We start from the raw sequence: 14612 nt of genomic DNA on the forward strand, positions 1-14612 counted from the left end.
GGGGGCGAACCTTGTAGCAGCTGCCGAGCCTGCGAGGCTGCGTTCGGTGCGGGCCGCGTTCGGACGAAGCCGTCGTGAAATCAAACACCTCGGTGTGTCAGGACAAACTCGGATGCAGGGTTTACGACTGCTTCGCAGCCGAACGCAGCCTCGCAGGCTCAGCAGCTGCTACAAGGTTTCAGCGTGGCTAAACCTCGATCAGGTGCTTGAGCGGGTGGTAGCCGGTTTTCAGCGTGGCGGCGACGTCAAGAATGGCCTTCTCGATGCCATTCAAATGCATGCAGGTCAGTTCGATCGCAGCGCTCTGATTGCCCGCTTCGATGAACTCGATCAGCCGCAGGTGTTGCGCAATATCCAGCTCAACCAGGAATTCACCGTGAACATCGTCAGCGATGCCCTGGTGGAAGCCATGAACGTCTGCGCCGTGCCGTTCGCCCCCGGTTTCGACGAACTGACGGCCGCCGGTCTCACCGCCATTCCCGGCACCACGGTCAAATGCCCACGGATTGGCGAAGCTCCGGTCGCGTTGGAGTGCCGAAGGATGATGGCGCTGTCCATCGGGCAGTCACGGGAGATTATCTTTGGCGAAGTGTTGATGGCCCATGTGCGTGATGAATTGATCGACCCGAAAACCTTGTATATCGATCAGCTTGGGCTCGATGCGATTGGCCGGATGGGTGGGCATGGGTATGCGCGCACGCGCGATTATTTTGATCTGCCAACACGGTCGTTGCAGGCGTGGACGGAGGCGCCGGGGGGTGGGGAGCGGTTTTGGCCTTTGGGTAAATGAGGGTGTTGGGGGTGTTAGTTAGATCCACCCCTCACCCTAACCCTCTCCCAGAGGGAGAGGGGACTGACCGAGGTGCTCTTGGAGGTGCATCGACCTGAAAAATCGAGTCGAACTCAGGTTTGAAAAGCATGGAGATCGGCTCCCTTTCCCCTCTCCCCTGTGGGGCGGTCCGACGTTTCGGGAGGGCTGGGGTGAGGGGTGGTTTTGATGGTCAACGAAAATCCCGACTGCGCACACTGATACCGTCGAGCAACGAACTCAAATCGCTCAACCGTCCGGCAATCAAATGCCGCACCTCGCCTTCCCTCTCCCAGCGCCCGTCGACCTTGAGCAATTGCGAGCCAACCAACACCTGGCGCTGCCGGTCGGCCAGGTCGCGCCAGACGATGACATTGACGTTGCCGAACTCATCTTCAAGGGTGACAAAGGTCACACCACTGGCGGTGCCCGGGCGTTGTCGACCGGTCACCAGCCCGGCGACGCTGACCGGTCGCCCATGCTCGACCTCCAGCAGTTCCTTCGAACTGCGGCAGCGCCGGGCTTTCAATTCACCCCGCAACAACGCCAGAGGATGCGGGCCGAGCGTGGTGCCGACACTGTTGTAATCGGCTAGCAGGTCCTCGCCAACGGTGGGTTTGGGCAACGAGACCGCGCCCTCCTCCTGACTTGGCAGACCGGCAAACAAGCCGAGCTGTTTCTGCACACCTGCCACTTCCCAGCGAGCCCGATGACGATCCCCCGCCAGGCCGCGCAGCGCACCGGCATCGGCCAGTTGTTCCTGGGCACGGGCATCGAGTCGCGCCCGCTCGCCGAGGTCGGCAATGTCGGCAAACGCCCCCTTCGACCGCGCCGCCTCAATACGCCGGGCATCGTCCTCGCGAAAGCCCTTGATCATCCGCAATCCCATGCGAATCGCCGGCTGGGCACCGGTGATCGGTTCGAGGCTGCAATCCCAGTCACTGGCGCGCACGTCCACCGGGCGAATCTGCAAATGATGCCGGCGCGCGTCCTGCAGAATCTGATCCGGGCTGTAGAAACCCATGGGCCAGCTGTTGATCAGCGCACAGGCGAAGGCCGCCGGCTCGTGGCATTTCAACCAGCAACTGGCGTAGGTCAGCAAGGCGAAACTGGCGGCGTGGGACTCGGGAAAACCATAACTGCCGAAGCCTTTGATCTGCTCGAAGATCTGCGCGGCAAACTCGGCCGTGTAGCCGTTTTTCTTCATCCCGGCGGCCAGGCGATCCTTGTGCGGCTCCAGCCCGCCGTGGCGTTTCCAGGCAGCCATGGAACGGCGTAACTGATCGGCCTCGCCGGGACTGTAGTCGGCGGCGACGATCGCAATCTGCATCACCTGTTCCTGGAACAGCGGCACGCCCAGCGTGCGCTTAAGCACGGTTTCCAGTGCCGGGGACGGATAGATCTCCGGTTCTTCCTTGTTTCGGCGGCGCAGATACGGATGCACCATCCCGCCCTGAATCGGCCCCGGACGGACGATCGCCACTTCAATCACCAGATCGTAGAAATTCACCGGTTTGAGCCGGGGCAGCATCGACATTTGCGCCCGGGACTCGATCTGGAACACACCGATGGTGTCGGCACGACCAATCATTTCGTAGGTGGGCGCGTCTTCGGACGGGATCGTTGCCAGGCTCAGGTCCCGATGGCGATGACGGCGCAACAGATCGAAACAGCGGCGGATCGCACTGAGCATGCCCAACGCCAGAATATCCACCTTGAGCAGCCCGACGGCATCGAGGTCGTCCTTGTCCCACTGGATGATGGTGCGCTCGGCCATGGCGGCGTTTTCCACCGGGACCAGGCTGTCCAGAGGCTGCTCGGAAATCACGAAACCGCCGGGGTGCTGGGACAGGTGTCGGGGGAAACCGATCAGTTGCCCTGTCAGGCTGAGCACCCGGCGCAGCACCGGGCTCTCGGGATCGAACCCGCCTTCAAGCAGGCGTTCCACGGGCGGTGTTTCATCACTCCAGTGACCACAGCAATCGGCCAGGGCGTTGATCTGATCCGGCGGCAAACCCAAGGCCTTGGCCACATCACGCACCGCGCCGGCCGCGTGATACGTGCTGACCACCGCCGTCAGCGCCGCGCGGGTCCGGCCATAACGCTGGAACACGTACTGCAAGACTTCTTCGCGGCGTTCGTGTTCGAAATCGACGTCGATGTCCGGCGGCTCGTTGCGCTCTTTGGAGAGGAAGCGTTCGAACAATAACGTGGTGCGATCCGGATCGATTTCCGTGATGCCCAAGGCAAAGCACACCGCCGAGTTGGCCGCCGAACCACGGCCCTGACACAGGATTTTTTGCTCACGGGCGAAACGCACAATGTCGTGAACCGTCAGGAAATAGCTTTCGTAGCCCAGCTCGGCGATCAGCTCCAACTCCTTGTCGATCTGCGTCAGCACCTGGGCCTGCGGGCCTTTTGGCCAGCGCCACGCGATGCCCTCTTCGGTCAGATGCCGCAGCCAGGATGTAGCTGTCTGGCCTTCTGGTACCAACTCCCGGGGATACTGATAACGCAACTGACCGAGGTCGAAGGTGCAGCGTCGGGCGATGTTCAGCGTTTCGTCGAGCAGTGGTTGCGGATAGATCGATTGCAGAGCCTCGAGACTGCGCAGATGTCGCTCGCCATTGGGATGAAGACGCAACCCGGCCTCTGCCACCGGCACGTGATGACGGATCGCGGTCATGGTGTCCTGCAAGGCGCGTCGCCCACGAGCGTGCATGTGCACATCGCCGCTGGCCACTGCCGGGATTCGCAGCTTCCTCGCCAGGGCCAGCAGTGCGCCCAGTCGCCGGGTATCGTCCTGGCCGCGATGCAGCTGGACGGCCAGCCACAGGCGTTCGGCGAAGGTCTGTTTCAGCCAGTGGCCCTGTTCGAAGTCATCGACTGCGTCCGGCACCCACAACGCCAACAGCCCCGGCAAGGGTTCACTGAAGTCTTCCCGCAGCACTTGATACTGGCCTTTCTGCGTACGGCGCCGCGCTCGGGTAATCAGTCGGCACAGGGTCTGGTAACCCTCGAGGTTTTCCACCAGCAACACCAGTTTCGGACCGTTCTCGATCCGCACTTCGCTGCCGATAATCAGCGGCAGCTCCACGGATTTGGCCGCTTGCCAGGCGCGGACGATACCGGCCAGGGTGCATTCATCGGTGATCGCCAAGGCCTGATAGCCCTGCTTTTTCGCCCGTTGAAAGAGTTCGAGGGCACTGGAAGCACCGCGTTGAAAACTGAAGTTCGACAGGCAGTGCAGCTCGGCATAGTCGACGCTCATGCGAACCAGCCCTGCAGCCACAACGGGCCGTCCTCACCGACCGCACGATAGGCCCAACCCTGCTGACCGGAACGGGTTTCGATCAGGAAGTAATCGCGGCGCACATCGTCGCCGTCCCACCAACCGGACTCGATGCGTTCCGGCCCCATCAGGATGCGCGTCGAACCTTCGTGCACCGCCAGCGGTTCAGTCAGCAGCCAACCCGGACGCTGCACGGCAGGCAGCCCTGCACAGCGCTGACTGTCGACACTGGCCTGCCACGCGCATTCCGGCCGGTGATCGGCCTGGAACCGCAAGCCCTGCACCGCGTCATCTCCCAACCGCGCGCGTAAGCGTTCGCGCAGTTGCTCCCACGGCAAGGACTGCTGCGGGCGGTCGTCGAACAGCTCCTGATACTGGGGAACGAAGGCCGGCAAGTCTTCGGCGCGCAGACGAAAACCACGCACCGGGGCCTCGACCTGGACGTGCTCCAACCGGCCTCGGGCCAGTTCAAAGAGCATCGCCGGATCACGTTCGGCGCTGAGCAGGCCGACCTTGATGACAGTGTCCGGTAACCCGGCGTGTTCCAGGTGCAGGTCGAAACGCTGCACGCCGCTGTCCCGACCGCAAAGAAACGCGGACAGGTCACCGGTCAATCGGCGTAACGGAAACAGCAGCGCCTGATGGGACTGCACGTCGAAGTTGAGCTCGATGCGCACATCGAAGCGGTCCGGCGGCAGGTAGAACGCCAGCGCCAGTCGCCGTAACCCGAGCAAGGTGTCCAGATGCTTGAGCACCTGGGCCTCGAAACGCCGGGCCAGACTATGACGAGGCAACGCCTGAACTTGACTCAAGGTGCGCAACCCCATGCGCGACAACGCGGTGGCAACGCTGGTTTCCAGCCCGATCCGGTCGATGGGCAACAGCCCAAGATGATGTTGCAAGGCTTGATCGTCGGGCACCACCAGACCGTCATAAGCGTTGGCCAGCACCCGTGCCGCCACCGGGTTGGGCGCGGCAACAATCCGATGGCGAAACCCCAGCTCGCCGAGCTCGGCCCGCAACCGCGCCTCGAATTGCGGCCAGGCACCGAACAATCCCAGGCTGGACTCGATTTCAAACACCACCGCACGCGGGTAATGCACGCTGACTTGTGAACTGAATCGATAAGCCCAGGCGGCCAGAAACTGCTGCCAGTGCTCGATCTCGGTAGCGTCGTATTCAGCCGTGACAAACCCTTTGCTCAAGGCCTGGGCGGCGGTCATCGACTGGCCCGGACGCAAACCCAGCGCCCGAGCCGAAGCGTTGACCGCTTGCAACACCCGACGCTGGGCCGGGCCGGTCAGCAGCGCCAGCGGCTCATCGGGATCGGAGCGCTGACGCAGTACCGCGTCCAGCGCCAATTGCGGAAAGAGAATACACACCCAGCGCATGGCAACCTCAATGCCCCACAGGGAAGGCAATCGGCGCCGAACGGGCCAACCCACCCCGGCACTTGAGCACGCGCAATTGCGCAGGCCTGGCGTCGATGGCGATGCGCAGCGCCGCTGGCGAAGGGTTGATCGCTTCATGGATCGAGCGGTAGGCAAACGCCAGGGTCGAGCCGGTTTCCGCCGCCACCTGCAAGCGCCGCAACGCCCGGTCATCGGCCTTGTGCGGCCAGCACAGCACTGCGCCGCAACTGCCCGAACGCAGGCATTGTTCCGCGGCCCACAAGGCATCGCGCTCGCTGGCCTGGATGATCGACAACTGACGCAGATCGACCCCGGCGTTCTGCCAGGCCTGGGGATAGGGCACGTAAGGCGGCGCCACCAGCACGATGCGCTCGCCCGCGACGGACAACCGCGCCAGCGCTGGCCACACCAGTTGCAACTCGCCAACACCCTGCCCGGCCAAAAGGATTTCGGTCAGCGCCGCTTCCGGCCAACCGCCAGTAGGCAACGCCGCATCCAGCGCGGCATGCCCGGTGGGTTGCGGGCTGACGGCCGGTGGCGCAGGCCGGCCCTTCCAGACCTGGCCGCCATTGAACAGCGTATCCAGCGCAACGACGGCGCCCATCACCCTTGCCTCACCAGACCGCAGAACACCCCTTCGATGGCCAGGTCCTGATCGGCGTCGACGATGATCGGCTTATAGGCCGGGTTGCGCGGCAGCAGTCGGACAACGTCGCCGACCCGCTCGAAACGTTTGATGGTGACTTCCCCGTCGAGTCGCGCGACGACGATTTGGCCGTTGACCGCCTCGGGATTACGGTGCACGCCCACCAGATCGCCGTCGAGAATGCCGTCCTCGATCATCGAGTCGCCCTGGACCCGCAGCATGTAATCCGGCACCCGGGAGAAGATCGACGGGTCGAGCAGCAAGCGGCTGTGCACCTCGGCATCGGCACCGATCGGCGCACCTGCCGCCACCCGGCCGAGTACCGGAATGTCCAGCAACTCGGGCCGCGCCGGTTGCCCGAGCAAACGAATGCCCCGGGCCTGATGCGCATTGACCTCGATAAAACCGGCCTCGGTCAGCGCCAGCACATGCTTGCGCGCCACGCTGCGAGAGGCGAAACCGAACGCCTCGCTGATTTCAGCGAGGCTCGGGGACTGACCGTGCTCGGCGATTCGATCGCGGATAAAGGTCAGGATGGCGGTACGGCGGGGAGTTAAAGTCGTCATGGAGTACATTTGTACTCTTTTGGCGATTTCCTGACAAGAACCACCAGTCAGTTCACTTCCCAGACCTTGTGGTTTCCACATGTGGGAGCGAGCCTGCTCGCGAATACGGTGTGTCAGTCGACATCTGTGCTGAATGTCAGTCCGCATTCGCGAGCAGGCTCGCTCCCACAGGGGTTTCAGTCGTTTTCGGGGGCGAGTTGTGCCAGGTAGGGCCATGGGTAGATGCCGCGTTCGTGGCCGTCGCTGAAGATCAGTTGCACGCCGTAGCCCTGTTGGTTGAGTTCAATCACGCGGATGCGCTCATCGACTTTCACCCTCACCCCCTGCAACCGAAACGCCCGGCATTGCGAACACGGACACTGACGACGCAACTCAGCGTGCTCCAACAACTGCTCGCGACCATCCGGCCAGTTCAACCGCAGCTGCTGTTTGCTCTGGGAATTGCCAATCGCCACCGGGTTCATTGCAGCTGACTCAAGGCGATGCGCACGGCTTTGCGCACTTCCGGGTCGCCGTCGTCCTGCGCGGCCTGCAAGGGTGCGATGGCGCCCCGATCGTTCAACTCTCCGAGGGCCAGGGCAGCTTCCTTGCGCAGGTTGCTGATGCGGTGGCCGAGGGTTTCGATCAACGCTTCAAGGGCAGGGACGTAACGCAAACGACCGAGGCTACGGGTGGCGCGCAGGCGCACTTGCCAGTAATCGTCACTCAAGGCTTCGACCAAGGCCTGACCGGCGTCGACGTGACCGACCTTGCCCAGCGTGGTGGCGGCTTCTTCGCGGACTTGCCAGGCTGCGTCCTGCAAGGCGTGGCGTAGCGCCGGCAACACGTGGGCGTCGGAGGCCAGGCCAAGGGCTCCGGTGGCGGCGCGACGGACTTCAGTGTCAGGGTCGTCACTGGCCAATCGAGCAAGCGCCGGCAAGGCATCGAGCTGCTTGAGCCAGCCGAGTACGCCGACGGCTTCGCGGCGGACACTGGCGTCTTCATCGCTCAATGCCCCTAAAGCAGCAGCGGCGGCATCGGGAAAGCGCAACTCACGCAAGGCCCTGAAAGCGGCGATGCGCACGTTGATGTCGGCATGCCCGGTCCACGGCAGAATCACCCTGCCCGCCGCCTCGGTCTTGAGCAGGCTAAGGCTTTGCGCGGCAGCCGCTTGCACCGCTTGGGAAGGATCGGTCAGGGCCTGGCACAGCGCTTCGACCACCGGTTCGTCCTCCCAGGCTTCGAGCAATCGTGCGGCTTCGGCGCGGACTTCTTCGGTCGGGTCTTGCGCAAGGCGATTGACCAGCCAAAGCAAACCGTCCGGTTCTTCAAGGTCGGCCAGTTCGATCAGGGCAATTCTGCGCACGCCGGGATCTTCATCCGTCAGGCGCGGTTGCAGGGCGAGAATGTCGTCGTTATCGGTTACATCGAATAGAGAGGTCATAGGGCAAATCGCGGCAGTTTGTTTTCAAGGGGAAGTCCGAGAGGGTTCAGGCGCGGTAACTGCCGACCGTCTTCGTGACGCAGCAACTCGAGGCAATGACGCTTCAAGCGGGAGAACTCGTGGCTGGTGACCAGTTCGGTGGTGCGTGGCCGCGGGAAATCGAGGCGCAGGTCTTCGATGATCCGGCCCGGGCGCGAACTCATGACCAGCAGCCGATCGGCGAGGAACAGCGCTTCATCGATGTCATGGGTGACGAACACCACGGTGGTGCGAATTCGCGTCCAGATGTCCAGCAGCAGCTCCTGCATGTTCAGCCGGGTCAGCGCGTCGAGAGCGCCGAAGGGTTCGTCCATCAGCAACAGGCGCGGGCGATTGATCAACACCCGGGCGATTTCTACCCGTTGTTGCATGCCGCCGGAAAGCTGATCGGGCCAGCGTTCGGCAAACCCTTCGAGGCCCACCAGCGCAAGGATTTCGTCGGCAGCCTGGTGGCGTTCGGCTTTGCCGATGCCACGCATTTTCAAGCCGAAAGCGACGTTGTCGCGCACGGTGCGCCAAGGGAACAGCGTGTGGTGCTGGAACACCATGCCACGCTGCGGCGATGGGCCCGAGACCGGCGTACCGTCGACTGTCAAGGTGCCGGTTCGCGGTTGCAGGTGACCGGCCAGTGCACCGAGCAAGGTCGATTTTCCGCAACCGGACGGCCCGAGAATGCACACGAATTGCCCCGGTTCGATCTGGCAATCCAGACCTTGCACGGCTTCGAAGGCTTGCTTGTCTTCGCCGAGGACAATGGACAATTGTCGGATGTCGATCCGCCCTTCAGGGGTTTGCATCACGCTCATCAGGCTTTTCCTCGTGGTCGGTGCCAGGGCGTGAACAGCCCGCCCAGCCGTTTGATCAGCCAACTGCTGCCCATCCCCAGTACGCCAATCAACAACATGCCGACCACGATGTCGGCGTAGTTCTGGATGGTGTAAGACTCCCAGGTGTAATAGCCGATGCCGTACTGGCCGGAGATCATTTCGGCGGTCACCAGGCAGAACCATGAGGTGCCCATGCCGATCGCAAGGCCGGTGATGATGCTCGGCGCAGCACCCGGCAGGATCACCTCCAGCAGAATTGCCCGGCGCCCTGCCCCGAGGCTTTTCGCCGAGGCGATCAGCCGTGGGTCGACGCCTTCGACGCCATGCACGGTGTTGAGCAGAATCGGGAACAGCGCGCCGGTGAAGGTGATGAAAACCATCGACAGCTCTGACGAGGGGAACATCAGGATCGCCAGCGGAATCCAGGCCACGGCGGGGATCGGGCGCAGGACTTCCAAGGGTGGCAGCAGTAAGTCTTCGGCCCATTTCGAGCGACCGATGGCCAGGCCCAAAGCGATGCCGATGATCAGTGCGCTGAGATACCCGGCGAAGACTCGGCTGAGGCTGCTGCCGAGGTGTTGCGCGAGCTTGCCGGAGTCGCCGAGGCCGAGGGCGGCGTCGATCACCGCCAGTGGCGTCGGGACGTTGGCGAAGGTGACCAGGCCGAGGTTCCAGTGGTGACTGGCGGCGAGTTGCCAGAATAGGAGGCAGAGCAGTAAGGAGGCGGCTCGGGGGATCCAGCGGGTTAGTGATTTGGGCATATCGGGTTCCAGTTGTAGATGGTGCAGGACGGGAGAACTACCCCTCACCCTAACCCTCTCCCCAGAGGGGCGAGGGGACTGACCGAGTTGTTCTTTCGAGTTACATCGACCTGAAATATCGAGTCGAACTCAGGATTTGAAAAGCATGGAGATCGGCTCCCTTTCCCCCTCTCCCCAGAGGGGCGAGGGGACTGACCGAGGTGTTTGGGCGATGTACTGCGACCTGCGACCTCGAGTCGAACTCAGGCTTTGAAAAGCATGGAGATTGGCTCCCTTTCCCCCTCTCCCCTATGGGGAGAGGGTTGGGGTGAGGGGTGGCTTTTGACTCCCCCCCCAACTCAGCGAGTGGCGACGGCTTGAGTCGTAGCATCGGTAAAGTCAAACACCTTGCCGCCCTGAGCCGCCGCAAATTGCTGAGCCTGCCCCTTCAGCAGAAACGCACTCAGCCGCCCCTTCGCATCACTGGCAAACCACGCCTGATCCGCCAGCAACTTGATCCCGCTGTCACTCGCCTGGGCATACACCGCACGAATGTTTTTGCCTTCCTGCTTCAACCCAGCCAACGCAGTAAAAGCCGACTCCGCCGAGGCGTACTGCCGAACCTTCGGCTCACCACGCACCCAGATCTCCGCCACATGGCTGAAATCAGTGATGGCTTTACCGCTCGACGCATCCACCGCCTTGAGCGGTGTCTGCGCGTAGTTGGCCAATTGCGCGGTGTAGTCCAGATTCGAGGCCTTGAACGCAGCGCGGATGTATTGGTCGTCGATGAAGGTATTGAGGTCCAACCCGCGATCGGCTTTCTTCAACAGCTTGAGGGTGTCGATGGCGGTCCCGACGGCCTGACGGTATTCCGGCTTCCAGCTCAGGTCGCGGGTTTGCACACCCAGCGGACCGTGGAACAGGTAATTGACTTCGGCATCGACACCGGTGACCTTGGCGATCAACTCGCTGTATTTCTCCGGCTCAGCCGCGAGCAACTGGTTGGCTTCAATGCTTGCACGCAGGTAAGCCACCACAATTTCCGGGTACTTTTTCGCGTAGGCCTGATCCACTAACGCGCCGTGAAAAGTCGGCGCATTGGCCTGGGCGCCGTCATAAATCTTGCGAGCGAAACCACGGCTGGGGAACAGTTCGGCGAACGGCACAAAGTCGGCGTGGGCGTCGATCTTCCCGGCCTGCAACGCAGAGCCGGCGACTTCCGGCAGCTGCGCGATGATGTTCACGTCTTTCAGCGGATCCCAGCCTTGCGCCGCCACGGCCCGCAGCAACATGCCATGGGCCGTCGAGGCGAACGGCACGGAAATGGTCTTGCCCTTGAGTTCCGCCAGCGACTGCACGCTTGAGGCGCTCGGCACCACGATGCCGTTGCCACTGCCCTTGATGCTGCCCGACAGCACGCTGATGAACAGGCTGTGCTTGCCCGCGGTTTCAAATGCCACACCGTTGAACGAACCGGGGAAATCGGCCATGGCGCCGAAGTCGAGTTTGCCGGCAACCATCTCGTTGGTCAGGGGCGCGCCGCTGGTGAAGTTCTTCCACTCGACGTCGTACTTGGCGTCTTTGTAGGGGCCGTCGTGGGGCAGGTATTTGTCCAGCAGGCCCAGCTCGCGAATCAACAAGCCGCCGGCGGCGCAGTTGATCGTGGTGTCCTGGGTGCCGATGGCAATGCGGATGGTCTCGGCCGACGCCGACAAGGTGAATGAAGCCAGTACCAGACCGGCAAATGCTGCGCGCAATAACATGGTAAATCCCCTCGAATCATTTTTAGGATATTCGTCTCCGCCACGATCAGGGCGCGGTGGGAAACGAGGGGTGTTTTGAAGCAAGCGTCCGGGGGTTACCGGATGGCGTTAGGTTGTTTGGACTGGCCTCTTCGCGAGCAGGCTCGCTCCCACAGGTTTATCGGTGTATTCGGGACTTTCGACTGGCTTCGATCCACTGTGGGAGCGAGCCTGCTCGCGATGGCATCCTGTCAGTCAGCGCAACAAATACGGGATTTCAACTTTCACCGCCCCGGTCGGGCAGTCCTTTTCGCACGGCATGCAGTACCAGCATTCGTCGAACGCCATGTAGGCCTTTTGCGTGGCCGGGTTGATTGCCAACAGGTCCATCGGGCAGACGTCGACGCACACGGTGCAGCCTTTGTGGGCAATGCAAAGGTCCTCATCGACCGTGACGGGCGCGTTGGAACGAAAGAAGATTTCCTGGGGTTGATAGGCCATTTCGCGGTCTCTCTTTTTGTGAGGCTCAGGCAGCAAAGGCACCGACCCGCAGCCGGTCGTAGGCCTGCATTTCATCGGCGTCCAGCGGGATGATGTAAGGCTCGACGGCTTTCTTGAAACTGGTCATCTGGCCGTCGTCACCCTTTTTCAGGTGGCAATGGCAGAACCAGTCGCTGTCGTTACGTTGCGGGTGGTCGACCCGATAGTGGTAAAGCCCCCAGCGACTTTCAGCGCGGAACAACGAAGCGCGGGCGGCCATTTCGGCACAGTCGCGGATCATGCTCACTTCCATGGCGCGCATCAGTTCGTGGGCGTTGTGCGCCTTGATCTGATCGAGATCGCGCTGGATATCGCTGAAGCGTTGCAAGCCGATTTGCATCTTCTTGGTCACTTTCGGCGGTTGCAGGTAGTCGTTGACGAAGCGCCGCAGCTTGTATTCGACCTGAGCCGGCGGCAGGCCGTGTTCGCGGTCCAGCGGTGCGTAGACCCGGGCCTTTTCTGTTTCGATCTGCTTGGCATCGACCGTCGAAAACTCGCGTCCGGCGACAAAATCCGCCGCATTGGTGCCGGCAAACCAGCCATAGGTGAACGCGCCGAGCATGTAGTTGTGCGGCACTGCGGCCATGTCACCGGCCGAGTACAAGCCCTTGACCGAGGTCTCGGCCTTCTCGTTGACCCACACGCCAGACGCCGAGTGACCGCTGCAAAAACCGATTTCCGAGATGTGCATCTCGACCATTTGCGTGCGGTAGTCGGTGCCGCGATTGGCGTGAAACTGGCCGCGACTCGGGCGTTCGTTGCTGTGCAGGATCTCTTCGATGTTCTGGATGGTTTCCTCGGCCAGGTGATCGAGTTTGAGGAACACCGGGCCGTTGCCGCTTTCGAGTTCCTGGTGGAACTCCCACATCATCTGGCCGCTCCAGTAATCGCACTCGATGAAGCGTTCGCCCTTGTTGTTCGCGGTGTAGCCGCCCAAAGGACCGGTGACGTAGGCGCAGGCCGGGCCGTTGTAATCCTTGATCAGCGGGTTGATCTGGAAGCATTCGAGGTTCGCCAGTTCGGCGCCGGCGTAATAGGCCATGGCGTAACCGTCGCCGGCATTGGTCGGGTTTTCGTAGGTGCCCATCAGGTAACCCGAGGACGGCAAACCGAGACGCCCGGCGGCGCCACAGCAGAGGATCACCGCTTTGGCCTTGATCACGTGGAAGTCGGCGGTGCGGCAATCGAACCCCATCACGCCGTTGACCGCACCCTCTTCGTCCGTCAGCAATCGCGTGCAGACCAGCCGATTGGTGATGCTCACCCGCGCCCGTTTCAACTGGCGGTACAGGACTTTTTTGATGTCGTGCCCTTCCGGCATCGGCAGCACATAGGCGCCCATGTGGTGGACCTTTTTAACCGCGTAGTCGCCGGTTTCGTCCTTCTCGAACTTCACGCCCCAGCGGTCCAACTGCTCAATGGTTTCGAAGCTGTGGGTCGCGTAGGCATACACCGCTGCCTGATTGACGATGCCGTCATTGGCGATGGTGATTTCCTTGGTGTATTGCTCCGGCGTCGAGTGACCGGGAATGATCGCGTTGTTCAGGCCGTCCATGCCCATGCTGATCGCGCCGCTGCGTTTGACGTTGGCCTTGTCGATCAGCAACACGCGCAAATCGCGGTTGCGTTCCTTGGCCTTGATCGCCGCCATTGGTCCTGCGGTGCCGCCGCCGATCACGACGATGTCGTATTCCTGTTCGAGCGTGCTTCTAGTTATTGAGCTGCTAGTCATGCCTGCGCCCCTTTTTGCCGGTCGATCCGCAGGCGGTACTGGAAGGCATCGCCGCGGTAGTAAAGGTGTTCGAAGTCCACGGGTTGGCCGCTGGCGTCGTGGGTCAGGCGCTCGATGCGCATGATCGGCGAGCCGGGCTCGACATTCAGCGCCTGGGTCAGGTCGCTGTCGGCCAGCACTGCGTCGATGGCCAGGTCAGCATGACCGAGGGCCAGACCGCAGTCGTTTTCCAGGATCAGGAAAATATCGCGGGTGACCAGATCGGCCTTCTCCAGGCGCTCGCCGATGGTTTTTGGCAGGTAGGTGATTTCCAGCGAGATTGGCTCGCGATTGATCAACCGCACGCGTTTGATCTGCGCCACGGTCTCGCCTTCGGCGACTTGCAAGCGCTCGGCAACGAGTTTGTCGGCGGGAATGAATTTGAAGCTGCGCAGGCGGTTGATCACCTCGTAACCGCGCCCGGTCATGGACTCCGCCAGGCCTTGCAGGGTGCTGACGTTCTGGAAGGTTTTCGGCTTGGCGACGAAGGTGCCTTTGCCGTGGATCTTGAAGATCAGCCCTTCTTTCTGCATATCCCCCAAGGCCTGGCGCACTGTGATGCGGCTGACTTTGAACAGCGTGCCGAGTTCGCTTTCGGAAGGCATCTGGCTGTCTTGCGGGTACTCGCCGTCAAGGATGCGGGCGCGAAGCACGTCGCGCAGCTGGGTGTGCAGCGGAACACTGCTCAGGGATAGAACGTTATCGGTCATGAAGATCACTTGTTATAACGAGTTATGACGTGATCTTAAAGTTCTAATGGGAGGCTTGAGAAATACTGTTTGAGCATAAGGTTAGACTCACAC

13 protein-coding genes are annotated in these 14612 nt (G+C 61.9%); 1 reads left to right on the forward strand and 12 read right to left on the reverse strand.

Features of this window, described 5'->3' with window-relative positions; genetic code table 11:
• The first annotated feature begins 112 nt into the window (after positions 1–112).
• Complete coding sequence (locus ACYZTW_RS19540; RefSeq protein ID WP_462001388.1) at positions 113–790, forward strand: flavin reductase family protein; 678 nt, start codon at positions 113–115, stop codon at positions 788–790.
• 211 nt (positions 791–1001) lie between these two features.
• On the opposite strand, the gene ACYZTW_RS19545 is transcribed toward ACYZTW_RS19540, so the two are convergent.
• The 12 genes from ACYZTW_RS19545 to ACYZTW_RS19600 all read right to left on the reverse strand — a co-directional run bounded on the left by ACYZTW_RS19545 (position 1002) and on the right by ACYZTW_RS19600 (position 14519).
• Positions 1002–4100 (reverse strand): error-prone DNA polymerase, encoded by a 3099-nt coding sequence (locus ACYZTW_RS19545; protein ID WP_462001389.1) that lies wholly within the window; start codon positions 4098–4100, stop codon positions 1002–1004.
• Complete coding sequence (locus tag ACYZTW_RS19550; protein WP_462001390.1) at positions 4076–5491, reverse strand: Y-family DNA polymerase; 1416 nt, start codon at positions 5489–5491, stop codon at positions 4076–4078. Before ACYZTW_RS19550 ends, ACYZTW_RS19545 begins: the two co-directional genes overlap by 25 nt.
• Positions 5492–5498: 7 nt before the next feature.
• A complete protein-coding gene (gene imuA, locus ACYZTW_RS19555; RefSeq protein ID WP_462001391.1) occupies positions 5499–6116 on the reverse strand; it encodes a translesion DNA synthesis-associated protein ImuA in 618 nt (205 codons plus the stop codon).
• Positions 6116–6733, reverse strand: a complete 618-nt coding sequence (lexA, locus tag ACYZTW_RS19560; protein ID WP_282375996.1) for a transcriptional repressor LexA — start codon at positions 6731–6733, stop codon at positions 6116–6118. Before lexA ends, imuA begins: the two co-directional genes overlap by 1 nt.
• 167 nt (positions 6734–6900) lie before the next feature.
• Positions 6901–7188, reverse strand: coding sequence for a DUF971 domain-containing protein (locus ACYZTW_RS19565; protein ID WP_462001392.1), 288 nt, complete (start codon positions 7186–7188; stop codon positions 6901–6903).
• Positions 7185–8147, reverse strand: a complete 963-nt coding sequence (locus ACYZTW_RS19570) for a HEAT repeat domain-containing protein (RefSeq protein ID WP_462001393.1) — start codon at positions 8145–8147, stop codon at positions 7185–7187. Before ACYZTW_RS19570 ends, ACYZTW_RS19565 begins: the two co-directional genes overlap by 4 nt.
• Entirely contained in the window at positions 8144–8992 is an 849-nt protein-coding gene (locus ACYZTW_RS19575; protein ID WP_462001394.1) for an ABC transporter ATP-binding protein, read from the reverse strand. The genes ACYZTW_RS19570 and ACYZTW_RS19575 overlap by 4 nt, the downstream gene beginning before the upstream one ends.
• Positions 8992–9774: an ABC transporter permease gene (locus ACYZTW_RS19580; protein WP_462001395.1), complete on the reverse strand. Its 783-nt coding sequence runs from the start codon at positions 9772–9774 to the stop codon at positions 8992–8994. The genes ACYZTW_RS19575 and ACYZTW_RS19580 overlap by 1 nt, the downstream gene beginning before the upstream one ends.
• 338 nt (positions 9775–10112) lie before the next feature.
• A complete protein-coding gene (locus ACYZTW_RS19585) occupies positions 10113–11519 on the reverse strand; it encodes an ABC transporter substrate-binding protein (RefSeq protein ID WP_462001396.1) in 1407 nt (468 codons plus the stop codon).
• 234 nt (positions 11520–11753) lie between these two features.
• Entirely contained in the window at positions 11754–11999 is a 246-nt protein-coding gene (locus ACYZTW_RS19590) for a 4Fe-4S dicluster domain-containing protein (protein WP_007946457.1), read from the reverse strand.
• A 25-nt stretch (positions 12000–12024) separates the two neighbouring features.
• Positions 12025–13770, reverse strand: coding sequence for a fumarate reductase/succinate dehydrogenase flavoprotein subunit (locus tag ACYZTW_RS19595; protein WP_462001397.1), 1746 nt, complete (start codon positions 13768–13770; stop codon positions 12025–12027).
• A complete protein-coding gene (locus ACYZTW_RS19600; RefSeq protein WP_462001398.1) occupies positions 13767–14519 on the reverse strand; it encodes a GntR family transcriptional regulator in 753 nt (250 codons plus the stop codon). Before ACYZTW_RS19600 ends, ACYZTW_RS19595 begins: the two co-directional genes overlap by 4 nt.
• Between the last annotated feature and the right edge of the window lie 93 nt (positions 14520–14612).

It is taken from the genome of Pseudomonas sp. LB3P25 (assembly GCF_054897985.1).

Bases quoted from the DNA above. Each gene is read 5' to 3' on its own strand.
- ACYZTW_RS19540 (WP_462001388.1), top strand. From the start codon at position 113: ATGCAGGGTTTACGACTGCTTCGCAGCCGAACGCAGCCTCGCAGGCTC.
- ACYZTW_RS19550 (WP_462001390.1), bottom strand. From the start codon at position 5,491: ATGCGCTGGGTGTGTATTCTCTTTCCGCAATTGGCGCTGGACGCGGTA.
- imuA (WP_462001391.1), bottom strand. From the start codon at position 6,116: ATGGGCGCCGTCGTTGCGCTGGATACGCTGTTCAATGGCGGCCAGGTC.
- lexA (WP_282375996.1), bottom strand. From the start codon at position 6,733: ATGTACTCCATGACGACTTTAACTCCCCGCCGTACCGCCATCCTGACC.
- ACYZTW_RS19565 (WP_462001392.1), bottom strand. From the start codon at position 7,188: ATGAACCCGGTGGCGATTGGCAATTCCCAGAGCAAACAGCAGCTGCGG.
- ACYZTW_RS19570 (WP_462001393.1), bottom strand. From the start codon at position 8,147: ATGACCTCTCTATTCGATGTAACCGATAACGACGACATTCTCGCCCTG.
- ACYZTW_RS19575 (WP_462001394.1), bottom strand. From the start codon at position 8,992: ATGAGCGTGATGCAAACCCCTGAAGGGCGGATCGACATCCGACAATTG.
- ACYZTW_RS19580 (WP_462001395.1), bottom strand. From the start codon at position 9,774: ATGCCCAAATCACTAACCCGCTGGATCCCCCGAGCCGCCTCCTTACTG.
- ACYZTW_RS19585 (WP_462001396.1), bottom strand. From the start codon at position 11,519: ATGTTATTGCGCGCAGCATTTGCCGGTCTGGTACTGGCTTCATTCACC.
- ACYZTW_RS19590 (WP_007946457.1), bottom strand. From the start codon at position 11,999: ATGGCCTATCAACCCCAGGAAATCTTCTTTCGTTCCAACGCGCCCGTC.
- ACYZTW_RS19595 (WP_462001397.1), bottom strand. From the start codon at position 13,770: ATGACTAGCAGCTCAATAACTAGAAGCACGCTCGAACAGGAATACGAC.
- ACYZTW_RS19600 (WP_462001398.1), bottom strand. From the start codon at position 14,519: ATGACCGATAACGTTCTATCCCTGAGCAGTGTTCCGCTGCACACCCAG.